Below are 18,988 nucleotides of genomic sequence, written 5' to 3'. Positions count from 1 at the left end.
CAAGGACAGCGATACATATATGACCCCCATCACCACCATCGAAGAAGCCCAGGTAAAAGCACCCAAGCTCGCCGCCGTCGTTCCGGCCGTCGCCGAAGTTACCCAGAAGATCAAGCAGGATCTGCGAATGGGCCGCGAGCACCAGGAAGGCCGCATCAACTGGATCACCACGATCGCCATGGGACTCTTCCACGTTGGAGCCATCGCCTCTTTCTTCTTCTTCTCCTGGAAAAATCTAGCCGTCTTTTTCGTCATGTACTTCTTCGCGATCAACGTCGGCATCGGCGTCGCCTATCACCGCCTGTTGACCCATCGCGGCTACAAAGTTCCCAAGTGGGTCGAGTACTTCGTCACCATGTGCGGCTGCCTCGCGCTCGAGGGTGGCCCGATCTTCTGGGTAGCCACCCACCGTGTCCACCATCAGAACTCCGACCAGGAAGGCGATCCGCACACACCGCATGACGGCACCTGGTGGGCTCACGCCGGCTGGATCCTCTCCGGTCGCGCCCTCCACTCCGAAACCGCCCTCCTCGGCCGCTACGCTCCCGACCTCACCAAAGACCCGGTCCACGTCTGGCTCAGCAAATACCACTACGTGCCCCTCGTCGTCACCGGGCTTCTCCAGGTAGCGCTCGGCGCAGCTCTCGCACCTGCAGGTCACCACTTTGTAGGCGCTCTCGGCATGGTCCTCTGGGGAACCTTCCTACGCGTCACCATCGGTCTCCACGCCACCTGGCTCGTCAACTCCGCCACCCACCTCTGGGGCAAGCGCCGCTTCGAGACCAAGGACGACTCCCGCAACAACTGGTGGGTCGCCATGTTAACCGGAGGCGAAGGCTGGCATAACAACCACCACGCCCATCCCGTCAGCGCGCGCCACGGTCTCGAATGGTATGAGTTCGACATCAACTACTACTGCATCTGGGTTCTCAGCAAAGTCGGTCTCGCAGACAAGATCCAGATCGCCAAATTCGATCCGAAGAATCCCAAACCAGCGGGCGTCATCTAGTCCACCGTTCACAAAAAAAGAAAAGGCCGTCATCCAAAAAGGGTGGCGGCCATTCTTATTTCTGCATCCAATATCGACAAGCATCCAACTCCGCACTATCCTCATCCGGAATCGCAAACGCTTCAAGGGCCCTTAGTTGCAATCGCCGACTTGAAAGAGGAAAGATGACGCGCACAATCAAGCTCCTCCTCACAGCCACGACTCTCATCGCCGGCTTCTGCGCCCTACCCGCAACCGCAGCGGCGCAACCTGATTACGGCGGTCCCCCGAGAATTACCTGCTCCTCCGACGATGGCCACAGAAACTGGTGCGATATCGGACCGACTCGCGATCGCGAGGTCCGCATGGTCCGACAGATCAGCGGCTCCCCCTGCGTCCAGGACGACACCTGGGGCGTCGACCGCCGCGGCCTGTGGGTTGACCGCGGATGCCGCGCAGAGTTCATCCTCGGCCGCAGCGAACCACCTCCTCCTCCCATTACCATCACCTGCTCCTCCAACGATGGCCGCAGAAACTGGTGCGATATCGGCCCCGCTCGCGATGTCCGCATGGCGCGACAGATCAGTGGCTCCCCCTGTATCCAGGACGACACCTGGGGCATCGATCAACGCGGCCTCTGGGTCGACCGCGGATGCCGCGCCGACTTCCTCGTTCGCACAGGACCACCACCACCTCCTCCCATCACTGTCACCTGCTCCTCCAATAACGGAGACAGAAATTGGTGCGACATAGGTCCCCGAACCGAAGTCCGGCTCATCCGGCAGATCAGCGGATCTCCCTGCGTTCGCGGCCAGACCTGGAACGTCAACAATCGCGGCCTGTGGGTAGACCAGGGCTGCCGTGCCGACTTCCAGGCTCGCTAGCACGAGCATCAATACTTCGCACCATGTCTCTGACCGAACATCAGCAACCAAAAAACCCGTCCTCCGAAAGGACTGACAGTCTTCTAAATCTCTTCATCCAATCTCGACAAGCATTCCACTCCGCGCTATCCTCATCCGGAACCGCACGTTTCAACATCAGTGGCAATCTTCAACTCGAAAGAGGAAAGATGACGCGCACAATCAAACTCCTACTGATATCCACCCTGCTTATCGCCGGCACCTCCGTCGTAACCACATCCGCGACAGCACAACCTGGTTACGGCGGCCCGCCACCAAGGATCACCTGCTCCTCCAACGATGGCCGCAGAAACTGGTGCGATATCGGCCCCTCTCGCGATGTCCGCATGGCGCGACAGATCAGCGGCTCTCCCTGTGTTCGTGACAGCACCTGGGGCGTAGATCGTCGCGGCCTTTGGGTCGACCGCGGATGCCGCGCAGAGTTTATCGTCGGCCGGGGAGGCCCACCACCGCCACCACCAGCCCGCATCGTCACCTGCTCTTCGAATGATGGCAGGCGAAACTGGTGCGACATCGGGCCTAGTCGTGACGTCCGACTAAATCGACAGATCAGCGGCTCCCCCTGTGTCCGAGACAGCACCTGGGGCCTCGACCGTCGCGGCCTCTGGGTCGACCGCGGCTGTCGCGCCGACTTCCGCGTCCGCTATTGATCGCCTGTTGATCGCCGAACTCGACGGTAGTCACCTGCTCCAAGATGACTACCGTCCAGCTACACTAAGCACCAATGCTTCGTACCATCCGCGCCACCCAGTACGTCACTCCTCTTCGTGAAGGCGGCTCTCTTCCCGCAATTATCGAGGCCGACGACCTTGGCCTCTACGTCGTCAAATTCCGCGGCGCGGGCCAGGGTCCTCTCGCCCTCGTCGCCGAACTCGTCGCCGGCGAAATCGGCCGCACCCTCGGCCTCAACGTTCCTGAACTTGTCTTCGCCCAAGTGGACCCCGCGCTAGGACGCAACGAACCCGACCAAGAGATCCGCGACCTCCTTCGCGCCAGCTCCGGGCTCAACCTCGCCCTCGACTATCTGCCCGGCTCCTCCATGTTCGACCGGGCAGCCGGCGACAAAGCCGACCCGCACACCGCCTCACTCGCCGTCTGGTTCGACGCCTTCACCCTCAACGTCGACCGCACCCCGCGCAATGCCAATCTCCTCAACTGGCACACCCAGCTCTACTTTATCGATCACGGCGCGGCACTCTACTTTCACCACAATTGGCCCGACGCCAGCCGCCTCGCCGACTCTCCCTTCTCCGACGTCCGCAACCACATCCTTCTGCCCTGGGCCACAGATCTGGAACAAGCTGCCGTGCATGCATCCAGCCGCCTCAACCGCCAGGTTCTCACCGAGATCCTCGCGCAGATTCCCGACGAGTGGCTTCAGTCCAGCCATCCCACTCCCGCCGAGGCACGCGCAGCCTATCTCGATCTCCTCACCCGGCGGCTGGCTGCATCCCCCATCTTCACCCAGGAGGCCATCCGTGCTCGCGCCCATCTCATTTGACTATGCGGTCGTTCGCGTCGTTCCCCGCGTCGAGCGCGAAGAGTTCGTCAACGCGGGCGTTGTCGTCTTCTGCCTGCAGCAACGCTTCCTTGAAGCCCGCATCCACATCGACAATCAACGCCTCCGCACCCTCTGGCCCGAGATCGATCTCGATCTGGTTCGCAACCACCTTGAGGCCTTCCCTAGAATCTGCGCCGCAGACCCCGCTGGCGGCCCCATCTCGCAACTGAGCCAACGCGAACGTTTCCACTGGCTCGTCTCTCCTCGCAGCACCATCATCCAGGTCTCGCCCGTCCACACAGGTCTCTGCGACGCCCCGGCAGACCTCATGGACAATCTCGCCCGACGTTATCTCCTTCTCTAAACCTCCCCCGCTATACTTCCAGCAAGCCATGAACATCACCCGACGCCGCGGAGCCATCGCAACCTTCATCACCCTGGGCGTCCTAACCGTCGGCCTCGCCATCACCCTCAATATCACCTGGATCGTTCTCAACGAGCGCACCGTCGCCATCGCCGTCCTCGGCGTCATTCTCTTCGCAGCCCTTATCGCCGGCGTCGTCCTCAACACCGTCTTCCTCGTCCGCGAGATCCGCCGCAACGAACGCCAGGACTCCTTCCTCAACGCCGTCACCCACGAGCTCAAAACCCCTATCGCCAGCATCCGCCTCTACCTCGAAACCCTCCAGCGGCGCCCCGTCGAGGAGTCCCAGCGCCAGGAGTTCTACAAGATCATGCTCTCTGACTCCGACCGTCTCCTGGCCACCGTGGAGCAGGTCCTCAAAGCTGGCCAGCTCGGGCAGCGCCACCGTCAACAAAACCGCACCCTCATCGACATGCAATCCCTCGTCTCCGACTGCATCGCCATCACCCTCCAGCGGCACCACCTTCCTGCCGAAAGCATCGTCCTCGAACCGATTTCGGGCGTCGTCCGCCTCTATACCCAGGGCATCGCCGAAGATCTTCGCACCGCCGTCCTCAACGTTCTCGATAACGCCGTCAAATACTCCCCTGAAGGAGTTCACATCCGCTGCTCGCTCTCCATATCCAACTACACCTGGGTCGCCCTCCGGGTCACCGACACCGGCGTCGGTCTGCCCGCCAACCAGTTCAAACGCATCTTCACACGCTTCTACCGAGTCCCCGGTAGGGCCATGGCCAAGATCAAAGGCACAGGCCTCGGCCTCTTTCTCGTTCGTAACATCGCCCGTCAACACGGCGGCGAGGCAACCGCCATCAGCCCCGGTCCTGGCCTCGGCACCACCATCTCCATCACCCTTCCGCTCGCCGCGCCAGCCTCTTCAGCGGTCAACAACTAGGCAATCTTGTACTCTCCTTCAAGGACTCCTTAAAGAATACGAGACGTACAATCACATCAAAGCTTGTAGCTAATCTCAATCGACTTCGTGATCTCCATGCTTCTGCTCTGGAAATACTTCGCCCTTGGATTCAGCGCGCTTCTGCCGCTCATCAACCCCCTCGGCTCCGCGCTGATCTTCCTTGGTCTCGTCGGCGCTGCACCCATCGACATCTATCGTGGCCTCGCCCGCCGCATCGCAATCAACACCGTAATCTTTTTCGCCGTTATCGAACTCATCGGTTCTTATCTTCTCGGCTTCTTCGGCATTTCGCTTCCCATCGTTCAAGTCTCGGGAGGCATCGTCATCGCCATGATCGCCTGGGCGCTCCTGAATCAACCCGACAGCACCCCCAACCCCGAGAAGACGTCAGCCGCCGCCCCTGCCGTCACACCCGCAGAGATCGACAGCCTTCGACAAAAAGCCTTCTATCCCTTCACCTTCCCGATCACCGCCGGCCCTGGCTGTATCGTAGTTATGCTCACCCTCAGCGTGCACACGGAACAGACCACCCTCGAAGACAAAGTCCTCGCCCATCTAGGCCTCTTCATCGCCGTCATCGTGCTCAGCGCTCTTATCTATCTGTGTTACGCCTATGCTCCCAAAATCGCCCGCACCATCTCGCCCGCGACCGCGCACGGCATCCTTCGCGTCGTGGCCTTCATTCTGCTCTGCATAGGAGTTCAGATAGCATGGAACGGCCTCAGCGGTCTGTTCACCGAGCTTTTGAAGAAATCGTAACGTCTAAAGTTACAAAATAGCACAGAAGATCCGGACCGAAAAGCCATGACTGAACCCACCGCCCCACTCATCGTTCTTGTGGAAGACGAGGAGCATCTCGCCCAGGGCCTCCTCTTCAACCTTCAAGCCGAAGGCTATCGCACTCATCATGAATCCGACGGCGACGCCGCCCTCGCCTATCTTCTCGCCGAAAAACACACTCCCGAAGAACACATCGCCGCCATCATCCTTGACGGCATGCTCCCCGGCGCTGATGGCTTCACCATCGTCCGCGCACTACGCGAAGCCCATCACTACACTCCCGTCCTCATGCTCACCGCCCGCTCCCGCCCCGAAGAGGTTCTCGAAGGCATCGAGGCCGGCGCCGACGACTACCTCGCCAAGCCGTTCGACCTCAACATCCTTCTCGTACGGCTCAAATCACTCCTGCGCCGGACTGCCTGGCAAAACGCAGCAACTCCGGAGACTCCACCACCCGCCATCGTGGATCAGACCGACGAATACGCCTTCAATCACCGCACCATCCGATTCGACACCCTGGAACTCATCGCACCCAATCGCATCACCCACCTCACCCTGATGGAGGCCGATCTTCTCCGCTATCTCACCGAGCGAGAAGGCCAGATCGTCTCGCGATCAGCCATTCTTGAAGACGTCTGGCGAGTCCACGAAGACACGGACACCCGTGCCATCGACAACTTTATCGTCCGACTCCGCCGCTACATCGAAGACGATCCCGCCGATCCCCAACACCTCGTCACCGTCCGCGGCGTCGGCTACCGCTTCCTCGCCAATCCCTAGGCGTATTTATAATTAAGGAAGTCTTGGCATCAACAACGTGGCTATCGAATTTGAGGGAGCCATTGAGCATTCCTGACCTGTTCCATCATCGATCGAAGGAAAACACATAACCTTGTCCCATACATCGACACCGGCACTCGGGTCAGACCTCGCCACTCAACTTAGGACGGCCACGCCTGAAGACACTGGTCGACTGGTGCCCTTCATCAATCGCGCCTTCGCCCGCGACAACTATTTCAAGCGCACCGAACGAACCAACGCTGAACAGGTCGCGGAATATCTTCAGAAAGGCACCTTTCTCCTCAAGGAAGATGGAGATGGATTGCTCGGTTTGATATACATCGAGCTGCGCGATAACGGCCACGGCTATATTGGCATGGTTGCCGTCGATCCCGGCTGGCAAAGCATGGGAACCGGCAGAGAGTTGATGAAGGCAGGCGAGCAACTCTGTCGCGACCACGACTGCCGTCTCATCGAGATCTCCGTTATCGATCTCAGGCCGGAACTCCTCGCGTGGTATCAGAGACAAGGTTACAAAATCGTTGGCGAAGCTCCTTACATACGCCCTGAAGTTCTCATCCTGCCGTGCCACTTCATCTTAATGGAAAAAGAACTCCGATCCACCAACCAAGAGCGCTAATACTCGTCGCCGAAAGACTGGCAGCAAGCAATCGTTAACGCGCCTCTCTCCACCTCTGCGCCTCCATCGGCGCAAGAATCCGATGCACTGTGCTCAACAACTCCGGCAATCGGAACGGCTTCGCCAGGAAGCTCCAACCCTCCTGTTCCAACCGCAACTTCTGCGCGCCATCCACCATCCCACCCGAAATCATCAGTACCGGCAACTCACTACGGATCACCTTCAACTCGCGTGCCAGTTCCATGCCCGACCTGCCGGGCATATACAAATCCGTCACCAACAGATCGATCTCCGGCACGCTGCGAAAGATCTGTGCTGCCCGTTCCGCGTCCCCCGAACTAAAAACCCCATAACCTTCATGTTCAAGGAACGTCCGCGTCAACGCGCGCATATCCGGATCGTCATCGACCAGCAAAATCCTGCTCGGCGAAAGCTCAGCGGCAACACGCTCAGAGGCAAAAATATCTAGCGACATCGGCGAATCATCATTTCTGAATCTCGGTTCTAACTTCAATCCCGTCTCAAACTCCCAGTTTCGCACTCGGCATCAACTGCCGCGCGAACTCACCCCATGCAGTATTTGTCTCTGAAGATGGAGTGCACAATCTCTCTCCGAGTTGCCTCGAGTTCGAATCAGCACCTAACTCCTTCCCCATCAACCAGCAATCCACCGCGCACACGATACACTTGAAACCAGCCACATTAAGCAGCAAACAAATGCGCATCATCACCCGGTACATTCTCCGCGAAGTCACCTCGCACGCCCTCCTCGGCGGAGCCCTCTTTACCTTCATCATCTTCATGCGCGACCTCGGCCGTATCCTCGAGTTCGTCGTACGCGACTCCGCCACTATGGGGGATGTTGCCCGCATCATTGCCTTCACCCTTCCTCCAGCCCTCACCGTCACCATCCCCATGGCCGTTCTGGTCGGCATCCTTCTGGGCCTCTCCCGCCTGGCCGCTGACAGCGAAATCACCGCAATGCGCGCCAGCGGCATGGGAGCCATCGACTTCGTCCGCATCGTCTCCATCGTCTCCGCGGTGGCCCTCGCGCTGGGCCTCTTTAACTCGCTGTATCTCGCCCCACGCGCCGCCTCCGGCCTCATCGCCCTCGGAGAATCTTTGAAGTCTTCGCAGGCCTCCTTCGAGGTTCAGCCCCGCGTCTTCTACGAAGAGTTCAAAGATCGCGTCCTCTACATCCAGGACGTCAGCCCCGCAGCCGGAGCCGCTCTCTGGCATCACGTCTTTCTCGCCGACCTCACCGAACCAGCCGATCCCCACATCACCACCGCCGACCAAGCCGTCGTCGTCAGCGGCGCGCCCAACACGCAGGACGCCCAAACCATCCGCCTTCATCTGCTCAACGGCGGCCAGCACGACACCTCCTCCAGCGACCCTAACCAATACAACATATCCACCTTCACCAGCACCGACGTCCCCATCGAGACCGAAGCTCCCGAAGAAGCTCACCTGGGCCGCGTCAACACTCCCATCCAGGCCCTCTCACTGCCCGACCTCTGGCGCCGCGCCAACGCCATCAAAGCCTCCAGCGGCCACGAATCTTCCGTCTACCGCATCGAGTTCAACAAGCGCTTCTCCTACCCCTTCGCCTGTCTGGTGCTCATGCTCGTCGGCGTTCCGCTAGGCATCTCCTCCAAACGCGGCGGCAAATCCACCGGCTTCGTCCTCACTATCCTGCTCGTCTTCATCTATTACTTCCTCTCTTCCGTTGGAGTAGCCTTCGCGCAATCCGGCAGGCTTTCACCCTTCCTCGGCGTGTGGGGAGCCAACCTCCTCTTCGCAGCCGCCGGCGCCATCCTTCTCTACCAAATGTCCCGCGGAGGCATCGCCCTCAGCCTCGTCTCTACCATCGGCGTCTGGCTCAGCAAACTCATCACCCGCCTCACCAGCAACGGCCACGAATCCAACAACATTCGCTCCAATCACGACGTCGCCACCCTGCTCCGCCGCTTCCGCAGCATCGTACGCATTCAATTCCCTCTCCTGCTCGACGACTACGTCATGCGCGAGTACGCCACCAACTTCGCCATCGTCCTCAGCTCCTTCTCCACACTCTTCCTCATCTTTACCTTCTTCGAGCTCATCGGCCCAATCTTCAAAAATCGCACGCCGCTCATCACCGTCGGCGAATACCTCGTCACGCTCATCCCTTACATCCTCTACAACATCACGCCCCTCTGCGCACTCGTCGCGGTCCTCGTTACCTTCGGCTCTCTCAGCCGAACCTCAGAGCTCACCGCCATGAAGTCCAGCGGCATCAGCCTCTACCGCATCATTACCCCTGTTTTGGTCGTTACCATCCTCATCTCCGCTGGCCTCTTTGCCTTCGACGAGCTCTACCTCCCCGCCGCCAACCGCCGCCAGGAAGCTCTCCTCTCCATCATCAAAGACAAACCCACCCAGACATTCTCGCGACCCGACCGCCAGTGGATCTCCGGCCAGACCAACAACGCCGGTGAACCCTCCCGCATCTTCTACTACCAGTACTTCAACGCCGAAAAAGATACCTTCGCCAACCTCACCGTCTTCGAGTTCGACCCCGCTTCCTTCACCCTCCAGCGCCGCATCTTCGCCGCAACCGCCCAATGGGACCCCAAAGTCAACAACTGGGTCTTCGACAACGGCTGGCAGCGCACCTTCTCCGGCGAGACCATCGCCAGTTATCAACCCTTCACCGTGGCCACCTTCCCCGAGATCCGCGAGCAACCCGGCTACTTCAAGAAGGAGTACATCCCCTCGCAGGAGATGAGCTACACCGAACTCTCGCGCTACATCACCGACCTCAAGCAGTCCGGCTTCGACACCAAGCGCCTCAGCGTCCAGCTCAACAAAAAAATCGCCTACCCACTGATCACCCTCGTCATGGCCATCCTCGCCATCCCCTTCGCTTTATCCATGGGTAAGAAAGGATCCCTCACCGGCATCGCCACAGCCATAGGCCTCGCCATCACCTACTGGGTCATCGCACTCATCTTCGAATCCCTCGGCAACGTCAACACCCTACCCGCAGTCCTCGCCGCCTGGACGCCCGATCTCCTCTTCGGCATCACCGGCGCCTATCTTCTCCTGCGCACACCGACGTAGCCGTCGTTCGAACAAAAACGGCGTCACCTCGACCCGTTTTTGTTGCTGCATTTCGCTTGTCATTATCGCTCTTCGTTTGTCATCGTTGCTCTTCGTTCGTAATTGTTTTTCTTTTCTGTTTGTAATTGCTTTTTTGTTTATCATTCCGCAGCGAAGCGGAGGAATCTGCTGTTGTCTCGAACTCTCCAAATTCACTACCAGCTCCGCCCGCCAGCAACCCGTCGCAAAGCAGTCGACGGCAGCGGACCCACCCGTCCGCCACTCGCCGTTCCTCCCATCAGCCCTCCAGCGCCGTAGCCAGCTTCCCAAACAAGCTCTCCCAGCCCATCCCATGACCATCTCGCGAGCTCTCCGTAGCGAACTGTTCATGCTGCAACCGTATCTCCGTTCCGCCCTCGACATCTCTCAGAAACACCGTCACCATCGAGGTTTCCGTTGGAGCCCAACTTCCGTTCCACGTAAACTGCAGCAGCTCGTTCGGAATCACCCTTAAATACTGCCCACGAACCGCTACTTGACGCTTTCTCTCTTCGTCCGTCATCCCCTCCTTGGCACACATCATCCCCTGCGATAAAACTTCGTAAGTTCCCCCCTCGCGCACATCGAGCGTGGCGCTCACAAAATTCATATCGCCCGGCGCATGCCATTTCTGCAAGATCTCCGGCCGCGTCCAAGCCTCGTAGACCCGTGCCCGGCTCGCCCGAATCACCCGCGTCAACTCAAGCTTCAAAGCGCTTCTGTCAACTTTATTTTGATCCATCTCCAGAGTTGCCATTCCGCACATCCTCTCCCGGCGTCTCCGCCGTCTCCAGGTAATTCTGGAGGGCATCCAACTGGCCCGTCCAGAATGTTTCGTAGTAGGCAAGCCACTCCTGCGCTGCCCGCAAACTATCCGCATTCAACTGCACCATCCGAAAGTTGCCCTTCTTCTCCCGCCGAATCAAATCCGCCCGTTCCAGCACCTGCAGATGCTTCGACACTGCCGCCAGCGACATGTTGTAAGGCTCTGCAATCTGCCCCACCGTCCTGGCCTCCCGGCTCACGTCCCGCAGAATCGCGCGACGCGTAGCGTCCGAAAGAGCATGAAACACGGAATCCAAAGAAGCAACTGACAATTCAACCATGTGGTTGAATATAATTCAAAAACTAAAACTATTCAACCAAATTATTAAATAGTTTTATACTCAAGGCGAAAATCCTATACTGTTCACCTCTGTTAAGCGCAAACGTCCTAAACTGGAACCACAATGATTGCAAAGCTCCCCTCGATCACCCTTTTGGCCGCTTTTACAACCGTCGCCACCGCCCAAACCACCCCAAAAGCAACCACGACCACCCCGCACCACACCACCGCTGCAAAGACCGCAACCACGCCGCCCAACATCCCCAAGGTAGTCGGACTCCCCAAGCCTCTCTACACGCTCAGGTATATCGACACCAAAATCGGCACCGGAGGCCCCGCTGAAGAGCGTAAGTACTACACTGTCCACTACACCGGCTGGCTCACCAACGGCACCAAGTTCGACTCCTCCTTCGATCACCCCGGCGGCGAACCGATAACCTTCCCCTACGGCGCACACCGCGTCATCATGGGCTGGGACACAGGTTTTCAAGGCATGCATGTCGGCGGCAAGCGCCGCCTCTTCGTCCCGTACCAACTGGCCTACGGAGAATCCGGCCGGCCCCCCGTCATCCCGGCGAAAGCAGACCTCATCTTCGACGTCGAGCTGGTCTCCATGTCCGACACTCCACCGCAGCCAAAGCAGGCTCCCGTTCCTCCAAATGCAGCGCCGAAGCCATCCGAGACACCCGCGCAGCCCTCCGCCACTCCGCCCGCGCAGACCCCGTCCACTCCGCCGGCCAAGCCAGCAACCGATACGCCACCCGCAAACCCGACGTCCCCGACCCCTCCATCAACCACTCCCCCGCATCCTGAGACCCTCTAGCCTCATCTGATCCCAAGGACACCCAGAAATCACTATGTTGGAACGACTTAAACCGCTAGTACCCTACCTCCGGCGATACTGGAAGAATCTCGCCTGGGGTGGGGTCGCGGTCATCCTCTACAACGCCATCAAAGTGCTCATCCCCATCGTCATCGGCCACGCCATCGACGACATGCAGCACGGCATCACCGAAGCCAAGGTCGTCCACCACACCCTTCGTCTTCTTCTCATCGCAGTCCTGTCCGCGATCTTTCTCTACATCACCCGTCAGGTCATCATCGGGGCCTCCCGCGAGATCGAGTTCGACCTCCGCAACGACCTCTTCAGCAATCTGGAACGCCAGGCCCCCAGCTTCTACCACACCACCCGCACCGGCGACATCATGGCGCGCACCACCAACGATCTCAACGCCGTCCGCCAGCTCCTCGGCCCCGCGATCATGTACAGCGCCAACACCATCGTCTTCACTGCGGCCGCGCTGCCCTTCATGTATCGCATCAGTCCGAAGCTGACCTTCTTCGCCTTCGTCCCCCTCCCCATGGCCTCGGTGCTCGTCCAGTACTTCGGCAACCGCATCCACCGCCGCTTCGAGCGCATTCAGGCCATGTTCTCCGACATCTCCGCCAAGGCACAGGAGAACTTCTCCGGCGCCCGCCTCATCCGAGCCTTCGCCCAGGAAGATGCTGAGATCGACTCCTTCGAGACCGCCAACCTTGAGTACATCAAGCGCAGCCTGCATCTCGTCCGCCTCATGGCCATGCTCTGGCCCACCCTCGAGTTCGTCCTGGGCCTCTCGCTAATGATCACGCTGCTGGTAGGCGGCCACGAAGTCGTCTCCCACAACATCTCCGTTGGCCAGTTCACCTCCTTCAACGTCTACATGGTGCAGCTCACCTGGCCCATGATCGCAGTCGGCTGGGTCGTCAATCTCTTCCAGCGCGGCACCGCCTCGGTGGTCCGCATCGACGAGCTCCTCAAACAGCAACCAGCCATCACCGATCAGGACGTCACCCCGCAGCAAGTACATCGCTTCGAAAACGCGGAAGAGATCGCCGGCGAGATCGAGTTCCGCAATCTCACCTTCGCCTATCCTGACGCCCCGGCGGTCTTGAAAAACATCAACCTCCGCATTCCAGCCGGCTCCTCGTTAGCCATCGTCGGCCCCACCGGCTCCGGAAAATCAACCCTCGTCGGTCTCATCCCTCGTCTTCACGACGCAGCTCCAGGCATGGTCCTGGTAGATGGCGAACCTATCCGCTCGTACCCACTCGCCGACATCCGCCGGCAGATCGGTTTCGTCCCGCAAGAGACCTTCCTCTTCTCCGACACCATCCGCCAGAACATCGCCTTCGGCAGGCCCGACGCCTCTGAGGAGCAGGTCCAGGACGCAGCCAGCATCGCGCACATAGGCAACGAAATCCTTGAGTTCCCCAAGGGCTTCGAGACAATGGTAGGAGAGCGCGGAATCACCCTCTCCGGCGGCCAGAAGCAGCGCACCGCCATCGCGCGCGCCGTCATCCGCGAACCCCGCATCCTCATCCTCGACGACGCCCTGGCCAGCGTCGACACCTACACCGAAGAGCGCATCCTGAACGGACTGCGCCAAGGCATGGGCACCCGCACCACCGTCTTCATCTCCCACCGAATCTCGACAGCCCGCAACGCCGATCAGATCGCCGTCCTCGTAGCCGGCCGTATCGCAGAGCTGGGAACCCACGAAGAACTCATCGCGCGTAACGGCTACTACACCAGCCTCTTCGAAAAGCAACGTCTGGAAGAAGAGCTCGCCGTAGCCACGTAGCGAGTCAGCTAATTAGCTAGTTAGCTAGTTACTGCAAGCCTGACAAGGAAACGAATCGCATTTCCCAACCGCTGACTTGCTAACTCGCTGATTTGCTGACTTGCTAACTCGCTGACTCGCTGACTAGCTAACAAAACTAAGCCGACCAGCCCGAAGCTGCAGCCTCGCTAACAGGCGCATACATCTCCGTCTGCGGAACGAACCGCTCCTCCCGCGTTCTCAGCTCTCGCGGCAACACCTTGCCCGCCTCCGGATCACGCGCCACGACCACCCAGGCCTCGCGGACATTGCGAACAAAGCCAATCACCTCTTCAAACTGCTCCTTCGACTCCAGGTGCGAAGCCTCCAGCGTCATCGTGAACATCGTCGCGTAGAAGTCTGCGAGCGAAGCAGCTACCGTCCCACCGAGATCCGGCCGCAATCGCGCCTGAAGATACGTCAGGATATCGAGCACCTTCTTCACCGCGATGCGACGTCCCCGCACGTCGTCCTCTTCCACACACTGCATCGCGCGATAAAGAAAGCGAATCGTACCATCGTAAAGCGCGACAACAAGTTCGACGCCGGTCGCACCGGACAGACTTTGATCTTGGTAGCTCATCTTTGCTCCTAAGTTATGCCTGCGTATTTGGGTTGAAACCCGTCAAGGAATCAAAGACCGAATTGACCTCATTAAGTTGACTCGGGATTGACTGCAAAATCTGATTCGCAGCATTCAATTCATTCGTCAGCTGCGTCTTCTGCGTCGCCAGAATTGCGTTTTCGTTGGTAATATCCGCATTCAGCGCCGTCTCCTCACTGCTGTTCTGTTGCTGTGCAAGATAGATGGCTCCACTCGGCGCCTGCGTCCCGGCATTGTTCAGAGCGGTGGCCAACGTCTGGCCGAAACTTCCCGAGTTCTGCAAAAAGCCGGTCACGTCGGCCAGATTGGAGTTCAGAGCGCTGGTCAGGGTATCCGCACTCAGTGTCAGAGTTCCATCATTGTTGACACTGATTCCCAACTGGGTAATGTTGTTGATCGAACCACTTGCCGAACCGGAGAAGAGGGATCCAGTAATGGACTCCTGCAACTGAGCTATGATCGGACTTCCCAGGAGCGGCGAAGAGGTTCCCCCCGCGCCGCTTTGCTCCTGAGTATTTATGTCTCCTACCACCGTGTTATAGGCCGAAACAAAACTGCTTATCGCGGTTGCAATGTCCGTAGTGGCGTCCGTAATCTGTACCTGCACCGGGCTGGTAGAGGGCGCTAGCAGTTGAAATGTGACTCCGGGAATCGCGTTACTCACAGTATTGGACGAACTTGTAATCGATACTCCATCGACGGTCAGGTTGGCATCCTGTCCATTCTCACCAGTCTGGAAGGTAATATTTCCCGAGGATGCGCCAGACAAAGAACCAGAGATGGTCAGCTGTCCCGCCGCTCCGCTGGTCCCACTTACAATCGAAAGCCGCGACCCGCTTGAGTCCGTGATCACGCTTGCGCTAACGCCGATCCCGGCGGAGTTGATCGCAGCAGAGAGAGACGCGAGTGTAGTGTCGTTATCGGTGCTGTCCACATTAAACGTGTGCCCCTGAATCGTCACACTCCCCGACAGCGTGTCGTTCGCGTTCGAAATAGAAGTAGACGCATCGGACGAGGTCTGCGCCAGTTGCCCGATAACGATCGTGTGACTTCCTGCCACCGCCGTCGAGCTCGCCGAGGTCAGGCTGAGCACGTCCGTATTCGAGCTCGACCCCTGTTTCTCGGCGAAGACACCCTCAAAATCCGTCAGCTTTTGCAAACTAGTAGAGAGGGTCGAAAGATCTGTTCCAAGCGAAGAGAGAACCGTATCCTGAGCCTTCAAGGCCGTAAGTTGATTCTGCCACGGAGTCTCAATGGCCTGGCTTGCCGCTTGAATCTGCGTCACCGTCGACGCCACGTCGAATCCCTGACCACTCGTCGCCGACCCGAAACTTAATCCAACAGTGCCCATGTCACCTTTCCGTTCTTCTTGCACGGTCAGGAAGCAAGCGCCTTGCCAGATCTGACCATCGAAGATTAGAAGCAGCTAACCCTCACAAAAACGAAAGAACGGCGGCCACGCCTCTTCGCGTGGCCACCGTCGCTTTCATCCGCTTATTGCAGCAGCTTCAGGATCTCCTGCTGTGAGCTGTTCGCCTGGGCAAGAGCGCTGATACCGGTCTGGCTCAGCACCTGGAACTTAGCCAGATCGCTCGTCGCCTGACCGAAGTTCGTCGCACGAATTGCGCTATTGGCAGAGGAGAGATTCACCTCTTCCGAGCTGGCAACGCTGGCAGCCGCGTTCAACTGGTTGATGTTGGCACCGATCGCGCCACGGTCGGCCGAAACGCCGGAGATCGCCGCGGTAATGGCGGTCAGCGTGGTCAGCGCCGAAGCCTGCGGCGTCGCGCCAGCCAGAGTGTCGGCAGCGGTGAAGGCTTGTCCCCCGATGCTTGTGGCAGTAAGTGCTGTCGCCGCCGCGGTGATGGTTGTGAGTCCGGTAGCCGTACCATCAGTGAGATTGAAAGTCGTTCCTGCTGCCTGATTGAAGACACCGGTACTGTTGAAGTTCGTGGTGCTACCGATGTTGCCGATCTCAGTCAGAATGCTCTGAAATTCGGTGTTGGCAGCAGTCGACTGAGCGGCAGTCAAACCACCGTTGGAAGCCTCGGTAGCAAGCGTAACCGCGCGATCGAGAAGGTTGGTCACCTGAGACAACGCACCGTCAGCGGTCTGCAGCAAGCCCACGCCGTTCTGTGCATTCTGTGCCGACTGGGTCAGCGCAGCTTGGTTGGCGGTAAGGCCGTCCGCGATCGAAAGGCCGGCCGCGTCGTCCGCGCCGCTGTTGATGCGCGAACCCGAGGAGAGCTGCTGGAGAACATTCTGAAGACTGTTCTGCGTCGAGTTGAGGTTGTTCTCAGCATAGGTTGCTGCAACGTTTGTAAGAATGCCCAAGGACATGTGGAAACGCTCCTGTACTGCTCGGTTTGAGTTACCGCGACGCCAGTCCCTGGTGCCCGACCGGCGAACTCACCTCCCTGCCGAAGCAGTCTGTGAGATCCGGTTCACCAAGCGGTAGGCTCCGCGTTCAAACCCCTCATCGGCGTCCCCCGCGCCGACTTTACGCAAATCTCATTTCGCTCCATCGTCATGGTCACCTCTCCTGCTCCCTATTGACCGTCACTTCTCTGCCGATGAGAGATCCGGGAGGAGTCCTCACACACATGATCGAACTGACACGCCTCAACGGTAGTCCTCTCGCCGTAAACTGTGACCTCATCAAATACGCCGAAGCCGCACCCGACACCGTCCTCACCTTAGTCACCGGCGAAAAGCTCGTCGTCCTAGAACCCTGCAGCGAGGTCTCGCAACTCACTCTCGAGTTCCGTGCCGCCGTTCTGCGCACGGCATGGCCCGAGGCTGCCCCCTCGGTCATCGCACGATCCGCCCACGATGCCGAACAGATTGTGCGCGAACAACAGCACAAGGCCTCGCACGAATAACCAACTTCATCCTGGAAGAGGAGACCCATGGACATCGCCAGCATTGGTGGCATCGCTCTCGCCCTCATCGGCATTCTCGCCGGCATGATGGTTGAAGGCGGCAGCATCGCCCAGATCACTCAGCCCACTGCGGCCATGATCGTCATCGGGGGCACTCTCGGCGCTGTCATGCTCCAGTTTCCGATGAACATCTTTCTCGCCGCCATCAAGGCCGTTGTAAAAGTCTTCCTCCACAAGGGCTCGAACGGCGAAGCCACGCTCGCTCAGATCGTAGCCTTCGCCAACAAGGCCCGCAGAAGCGGAATCGTCTCGCTCGATGCAGACCTCTCCACCGTCTCCGACCCCTTCCTCAGACAAGCTCTTATGCTCGCCGTTGACGGCACCGAACCCGCCGAAGTCCGCAAGATCATGCAGCTTGAACTCGACAACAAATCCGAGATCGAAGAAAAAATCCCCGCCGTCTTCGAGGCCGCCGGCGGCTACTCTCCCACCGTCGGCATCATCGGAGCGGTCCTCGGACTCATCCAGGTCATGAAGAACCTCTCCAACATCGATGAGGTCGGCCGTGGGATCGCCGTCGCCTTCGTCGCCACCATCTACGGCGTCGCCATGGCCAATCTCATCTGCCTCCCCGCAGCAGGCAAGCTCAAGTTCCGCCATCGCGAAGAGCAGATGATCAAGGAGATGATGCTCGAAGGAGTCATCTCCATCCTCGAAGGCATGAACCCGCGCATGATCGAGACCAAGCTCCGCACCTACCTCTTCGACTCGCATCCACCCAAACCCGGCAAAGCCACAGAGGTTGGCGCATGAGCAAGAAGAAACATCCCGAACACGTCAACCACGAGCGCTGGCTGGTCTCTTACGCCGACTTCATCACGCTGCTCTTCGCCTTCTTCGTCGTCCTCTTCGCCTCCAGCCAGTCGGACAAGAAGAAACAGCTCAAGCTCTCCGAGGCGATGCAGACCGCCTTCACTCCCCTCGGCACCTTCGACGCCCACTCGAAGACTCCGCCGCTCACCGACATCAACGCCTCCGCCATCACCAACTCCATTCCCTCGCCGATCGTGCGGCCGCTTCCCTCAGCCAGTACCGAGACTCTCGAAGAAACCGAAGCCCGCCTCCGCAAACTCATCGCCCAGCAAGTCGCCGCCGGTGGCATCCCTCCCGGCGGCATCGCCATGCGCATCACCCCCGACGGCCTCGTCATCTCCCTCCATGAGGCCGGCTTCTTTCCCTCCGGCTCCGCAGAGGTCCGTCCGGCATCGATCCCCATGATCTCGATCCTTGCCACCACCTTGCCCGCAGGCCCACTCCGGGTCGAAGGCCACACCGACAACGTCCCCATCCACACCGCGCAGTTCGCCAGTAACTGGGAGCTCTCCACCACACGCTCCACCGCCATCGCGCGCCTTCTCCTCGAACACGGCCCCATCGACCCCGCCAACCTCGCCGCCGCAGGTTACGCCGAGTTTCACCCCGTCGCCAGCAACTCCACCGAAGACGGCCGCACCCAGAACCGCCGCGTCGACATCATCCTTCTGCGAAAGCAGCCAGCTTCACAATGACAAGTTTTTGAGATCTCTTCCTCGCGACGCTTCGACTCGACCAGAAGATCCCTCCGACCGCTCAGCTTCAAGTCACAAACCAATAAATGACCATGTCCGAAAACCGCTAGTT

21 protein-coding genes are annotated in these 18,988 nt (G+C 59.2%); 15 read left to right on the top strand and 6 right to left on the bottom strand.

What is annotated here, in order from left to right:
- Window positions 1-19 precede the first annotated feature (19 nt).
- From HDF12_RS08580 to HDF12_RS08540, 9 genes are all read left to right on the top strand, one after another.
- The gene (locus HDF12_RS08580) at window positions 20-1,009 is read left to right on the top strand and encodes an acyl-CoA desaturase (protein WP_218892332.1); all 990 of its coding nucleotides are present in this window, start codon (window positions 20-22) and stop codon (window positions 1,007-1,009) included.
- A 164-nt stretch (window positions 1,010-1,173) separates the two neighbouring features.
- On the top strand, window positions 1,174-1,872 hold the full coding sequence (locus HDF12_RS08575; protein WP_179582095.1) for a DUF3011 domain-containing protein: 699 nt from the start codon (window positions 1,174-1,176) through the stop codon (window positions 1,870-1,872).
- Between the two features lie 188 nt (window positions 1,873-2,060).
- Window positions 2,061-2,561 carry a DUF3011 domain-containing protein gene (locus HDF12_RS08570; RefSeq protein ID WP_179582094.1) on the top strand — a complete coding sequence of 167 codons (501 nt, stop codon included), beginning with the start codon at window positions 2,061-2,063 and terminating at the stop codon, window positions 2,559-2,561.
- Window positions 2,562-2,635: 74 nt separating this feature from the next.
- The gene (locus HDF12_RS22290; protein ID WP_179582093.1) at window positions 2,636-3,412 is read left to right on the top strand and encodes a HipA family kinase; all 777 of its coding nucleotides are present in this window, start codon (window positions 2,636-2,638) and stop codon (window positions 3,410-3,412) included.
- On the top strand, window positions 3,390-3,776 hold the full coding sequence (locus tag HDF12_RS08560) for a DUF3037 domain-containing protein (protein ID WP_179582092.1): 387 nt from the start codon (window positions 3,390-3,392) through the stop codon (window positions 3,774-3,776). The genes HDF12_RS22290 and HDF12_RS08560 overlap by 23 nt, the downstream gene beginning before the upstream one ends.
- 28 nt (window positions 3,777-3,804) lie before the next feature.
- Window positions 3,805-4,731 (top strand): sensor histidine kinase, encoded by a 927-nt coding sequence (locus HDF12_RS08555; protein ID WP_179582091.1) that lies wholly within the window; start codon window positions 3,805-3,807, stop codon window positions 4,729-4,731.
- Window positions 4,732-4,827: 96 nt separating this feature from the next.
- Window positions 4,828-5,511 (top strand): MarC family protein, encoded by a 684-nt coding sequence (locus HDF12_RS08550; RefSeq protein ID WP_179582090.1) that lies wholly within the window; start codon window positions 4,828-4,830, stop codon window positions 5,509-5,511.
- A gap of 45 nt (window positions 5,512-5,556) precedes the next feature.
- On the top strand, window positions 5,557-6,312 hold the full coding sequence (locus HDF12_RS08545) for a response regulator transcription factor (RefSeq protein WP_179582089.1): 756 nt from the start codon (window positions 5,557-5,559) through the stop codon (window positions 6,310-6,312).
- A 112-nt stretch (window positions 6,313-6,424) separates the two neighbouring features.
- Complete coding sequence (locus tag HDF12_RS08540) at window positions 6,425-6,952, top strand: GNAT family N-acetyltransferase (protein ID WP_179582088.1); 528 nt, start codon at window positions 6,425-6,427, stop codon at window positions 6,950-6,952.
- 34 nt (window positions 6,953-6,986) lie between these two features.
- Here HDF12_RS08540 and HDF12_RS08535 read toward each other — a convergent pair whose 3' ends face one another.
- Window positions 6,987-7,427: a response regulator gene (locus HDF12_RS08535; RefSeq protein WP_179582087.1), complete on the bottom strand. Its 441-nt coding sequence runs from the start codon at window positions 7,425-7,427 to the stop codon at window positions 6,987-6,989.
- Window positions 7,428-7,669: 242 nt separating this feature from the next.
- Here HDF12_RS08535 and lptF point away from each other — a divergent pair, with 242 nt between their 5' ends.
- Window positions 7,670-10,057, top strand: a complete 2,388-nt coding sequence (gene lptF / locus HDF12_RS08530; RefSeq protein ID WP_179582086.1) for an LPS export ABC transporter permease LptF — start codon at window positions 7,670-7,672, stop codon at window positions 10,055-10,057.
- A gap of 277 nt (window positions 10,058-10,334) precedes the next feature.
- On the opposite strand, the gene HDF12_RS08525 is transcribed toward lptF, so the two are convergent.
- Both HDF12_RS08525 and HDF12_RS08520 read right to left on the bottom strand, forming a co-directional pair.
- Window positions 10,335-10,832, bottom strand: a complete 498-nt coding sequence (locus HDF12_RS08525) for an SRPBCC family protein (protein ID WP_179582085.1) — start codon at window positions 10,830-10,832, stop codon at window positions 10,335-10,337.
- Entirely contained in the window at window positions 10,804-11,148 is a 345-nt protein-coding gene (locus HDF12_RS08520) for an ArsR/SmtB family transcription factor (protein ID WP_218892330.1), read from the bottom strand. The genes HDF12_RS08525 and HDF12_RS08520 overlap by 29 nt, the downstream gene beginning before the upstream one ends.
- A 156-nt stretch (window positions 11,149-11,304) precedes the next feature.
- Between HDF12_RS08520 and HDF12_RS08515 the strand changes: the two genes are divergently transcribed.
- A complete protein-coding gene (locus HDF12_RS08515) occupies window positions 11,305-12,003 on the top strand; it encodes an FKBP-type peptidyl-prolyl cis-trans isomerase (RefSeq protein ID WP_221272819.1) in 699 nt (232 codons plus the stop codon).
- A gap of 34 nt (window positions 12,004-12,037) precedes the next feature.
- The gene (locus HDF12_RS08510) at window positions 12,038-13,804 is read left to right on the top strand and encodes an ABC transporter ATP-binding protein (protein ID WP_179582083.1); all 1,767 of its coding nucleotides are present in this window, start codon (window positions 12,038-12,040) and stop codon (window positions 13,802-13,804) included.
- Window positions 13,805-13,940: 136 nt separating this feature from the next.
- Here the strand turns inward: HDF12_RS08510 and fliS are convergent, their stop codons facing one another.
- The 3 genes from fliS to HDF12_RS08495 form a co-directional block, all read right to left on the bottom strand.
- Complete coding sequence (fliS, locus tag HDF12_RS08505) at window positions 13,941-14,405, bottom strand: flagellar export chaperone FliS (protein ID WP_179582082.1); 465 nt, start codon at window positions 14,403-14,405, stop codon at window positions 13,941-13,943.
- Between the two features lie 13 nt (window positions 14,406-14,418).
- Window positions 14,419-15,777, bottom strand: a complete 1,359-nt coding sequence (gene fliD, locus HDF12_RS08500) for a flagellar filament capping protein FliD (RefSeq protein ID WP_179582081.1) — start codon at window positions 15,775-15,777, stop codon at window positions 14,419-14,421.
- Between the two features lie 143 nt (window positions 15,778-15,920).
- Window positions 15,921-16,766 (bottom strand): flagellin, encoded by an 846-nt coding sequence (locus HDF12_RS08495; protein ID WP_179582080.1) that lies wholly within the window; start codon window positions 16,764-16,766, stop codon window positions 15,921-15,923.
- Window positions 16,767-17,029: 263 nt separating this feature from the next.
- Here HDF12_RS08495 and HDF12_RS08490 point away from each other — a divergent pair, with 263 nt between their 5' ends.
- The 3 genes from HDF12_RS08490 to HDF12_RS08480 are packed head-to-tail and all read left to right on the top strand — an operon-like array spanning window position 17,030 to window position 18,876.
- A complete protein-coding gene (locus HDF12_RS08490; protein ID WP_179582079.1) occupies window positions 17,030-17,308 on the top strand; it encodes a flagellar FlbD family protein in 279 nt (92 codons plus the stop codon).
- A gap of 27 nt (window positions 17,309-17,335) precedes the next feature.
- A complete protein-coding gene (locus HDF12_RS08485; protein ID WP_179582078.1) occupies window positions 17,336-18,121 on the top strand; it encodes a flagellar motor protein in 786 nt (261 codons plus the stop codon).
- On the top strand, window positions 18,118-18,876 hold the full coding sequence (locus HDF12_RS08480) for a flagellar motor protein MotB (protein WP_179582077.1): 759 nt from the start codon (window positions 18,118-18,120) through the stop codon (window positions 18,874-18,876). The genes HDF12_RS08485 and HDF12_RS08480 overlap by 4 nt, the downstream gene beginning before the upstream one ends.
- The last annotated feature ends 112 nt before the right edge of the window (window positions 18,877-18,988 follow it).

The organism is Tunturiibacter gelidiferens (assembly GCF_013410115.1).
Taxonomy (GTDB): Bacteria; Acidobacteriota; Terriglobia; order Terriglobales; family Acidobacteriaceae; genus Edaphobacter; species Edaphobacter gelidiferens.
Note: the sequence above shows the minus strand (reverse complement) of the source record. Positions and strands in the feature narration are given on the sequence as shown.

Bases quoted from the DNA above. Each gene is read 5' to 3' on its own strand.
- lptF (WP_179582086.1), top strand. From the start codon at position 7,670: ATGCGCATCATCACCCGGTACATTCTCCGCGAAGTCACCTCGCACGCC.
- HDF12_RS08550 (WP_179582090.1), top strand. From the start codon at position 4,828: ATGCTTCTGCTCTGGAAATACTTCGCCCTTGGATTCAGCGCGCTTCTG.
- HDF12_RS08480 (WP_179582077.1), top strand. From the start codon at position 18,118: ATGAGCAAGAAGAAACATCCCGAACACGTCAACCACGAGCGCTGGCTG.
- HDF12_RS08545 (WP_179582089.1), top strand. From the start codon at position 5,557: ATGACTGAACCCACCGCCCCACTCATCGTTCTTGTGGAAGACGAGGAG.
- HDF12_RS08510 (WP_179582083.1), top strand. From the start codon at position 12,038: ATGTTGGAACGACTTAAACCGCTAGTACCCTACCTCCGGCGATACTGG.
- HDF12_RS08555 (WP_179582091.1), top strand. From the start codon at position 3,805: ATGAACATCACCCGACGCCGCGGAGCCATCGCAACCTTCATCACCCTG.
- HDF12_RS08535 (WP_179582087.1), bottom strand. From the start codon at position 7,427: ATGTCGCTAGATATTTTTGCCTCTGAGCGTGTTGCCGCTGAGCTTTCG.
- HDF12_RS22290 (WP_179582093.1), top strand. From the start codon at position 2,636: ATGCTTCGTACCATCCGCGCCACCCAGTACGTCACTCCTCTTCGTGAA.
- HDF12_RS08515 (WP_221272819.1), top strand. From the start codon at position 11,305: ATGATTGCAAAGCTCCCCTCGATCACCCTTTTGGCCGCTTTTACAACC.
- HDF12_RS08575 (WP_179582095.1), top strand. From the start codon at position 1,174: ATGACGCGCACAATCAAGCTCCTCCTCACAGCCACGACTCTCATCGCC.
- HDF12_RS08490 (WP_179582079.1), top strand. From the start codon at position 17,030: ATGATCGAACTGACACGCCTCAACGGTAGTCCTCTCGCCGTAAACTGT.
- HDF12_RS08525 (WP_179582085.1), bottom strand. From the start codon at position 10,832: ATGGCAACTCTGGAGATGGATCAAAATAAAGTTGACAGAAGCGCTTTG.
- HDF12_RS08495 (WP_179582080.1), bottom strand. From the start codon at position 16,766: ATGTCCTTGGGCATTCTTACAAACGTTGCAGCAACCTATGCTGAGAAC.
- HDF12_RS08570 (WP_179582094.1), top strand. From the start codon at position 2,061: ATGACGCGCACAATCAAACTCCTACTGATATCCACCCTGCTTATCGCC.
- fliD (WP_179582081.1), bottom strand. From the start codon at position 15,777: ATGGGCACTGTTGGATTAAGTTTCGGGTCGGCGACGAGTGGTCAGGGA.
- HDF12_RS08485 (WP_179582078.1), top strand. From the start codon at position 17,336: ATGGACATCGCCAGCATTGGTGGCATCGCTCTCGCCCTCATCGGCATT.
- HDF12_RS08580 (WP_218892332.1), top strand. From the start codon at position 20: ATGACCCCCATCACCACCATCGAAGAAGCCCAGGTAAAAGCACCCAAG.
- fliS (WP_179582082.1), bottom strand. From the start codon at position 14,405: ATGAGCTACCAAGATCAAAGTCTGTCCGGTGCGACCGGCGTCGAACTT.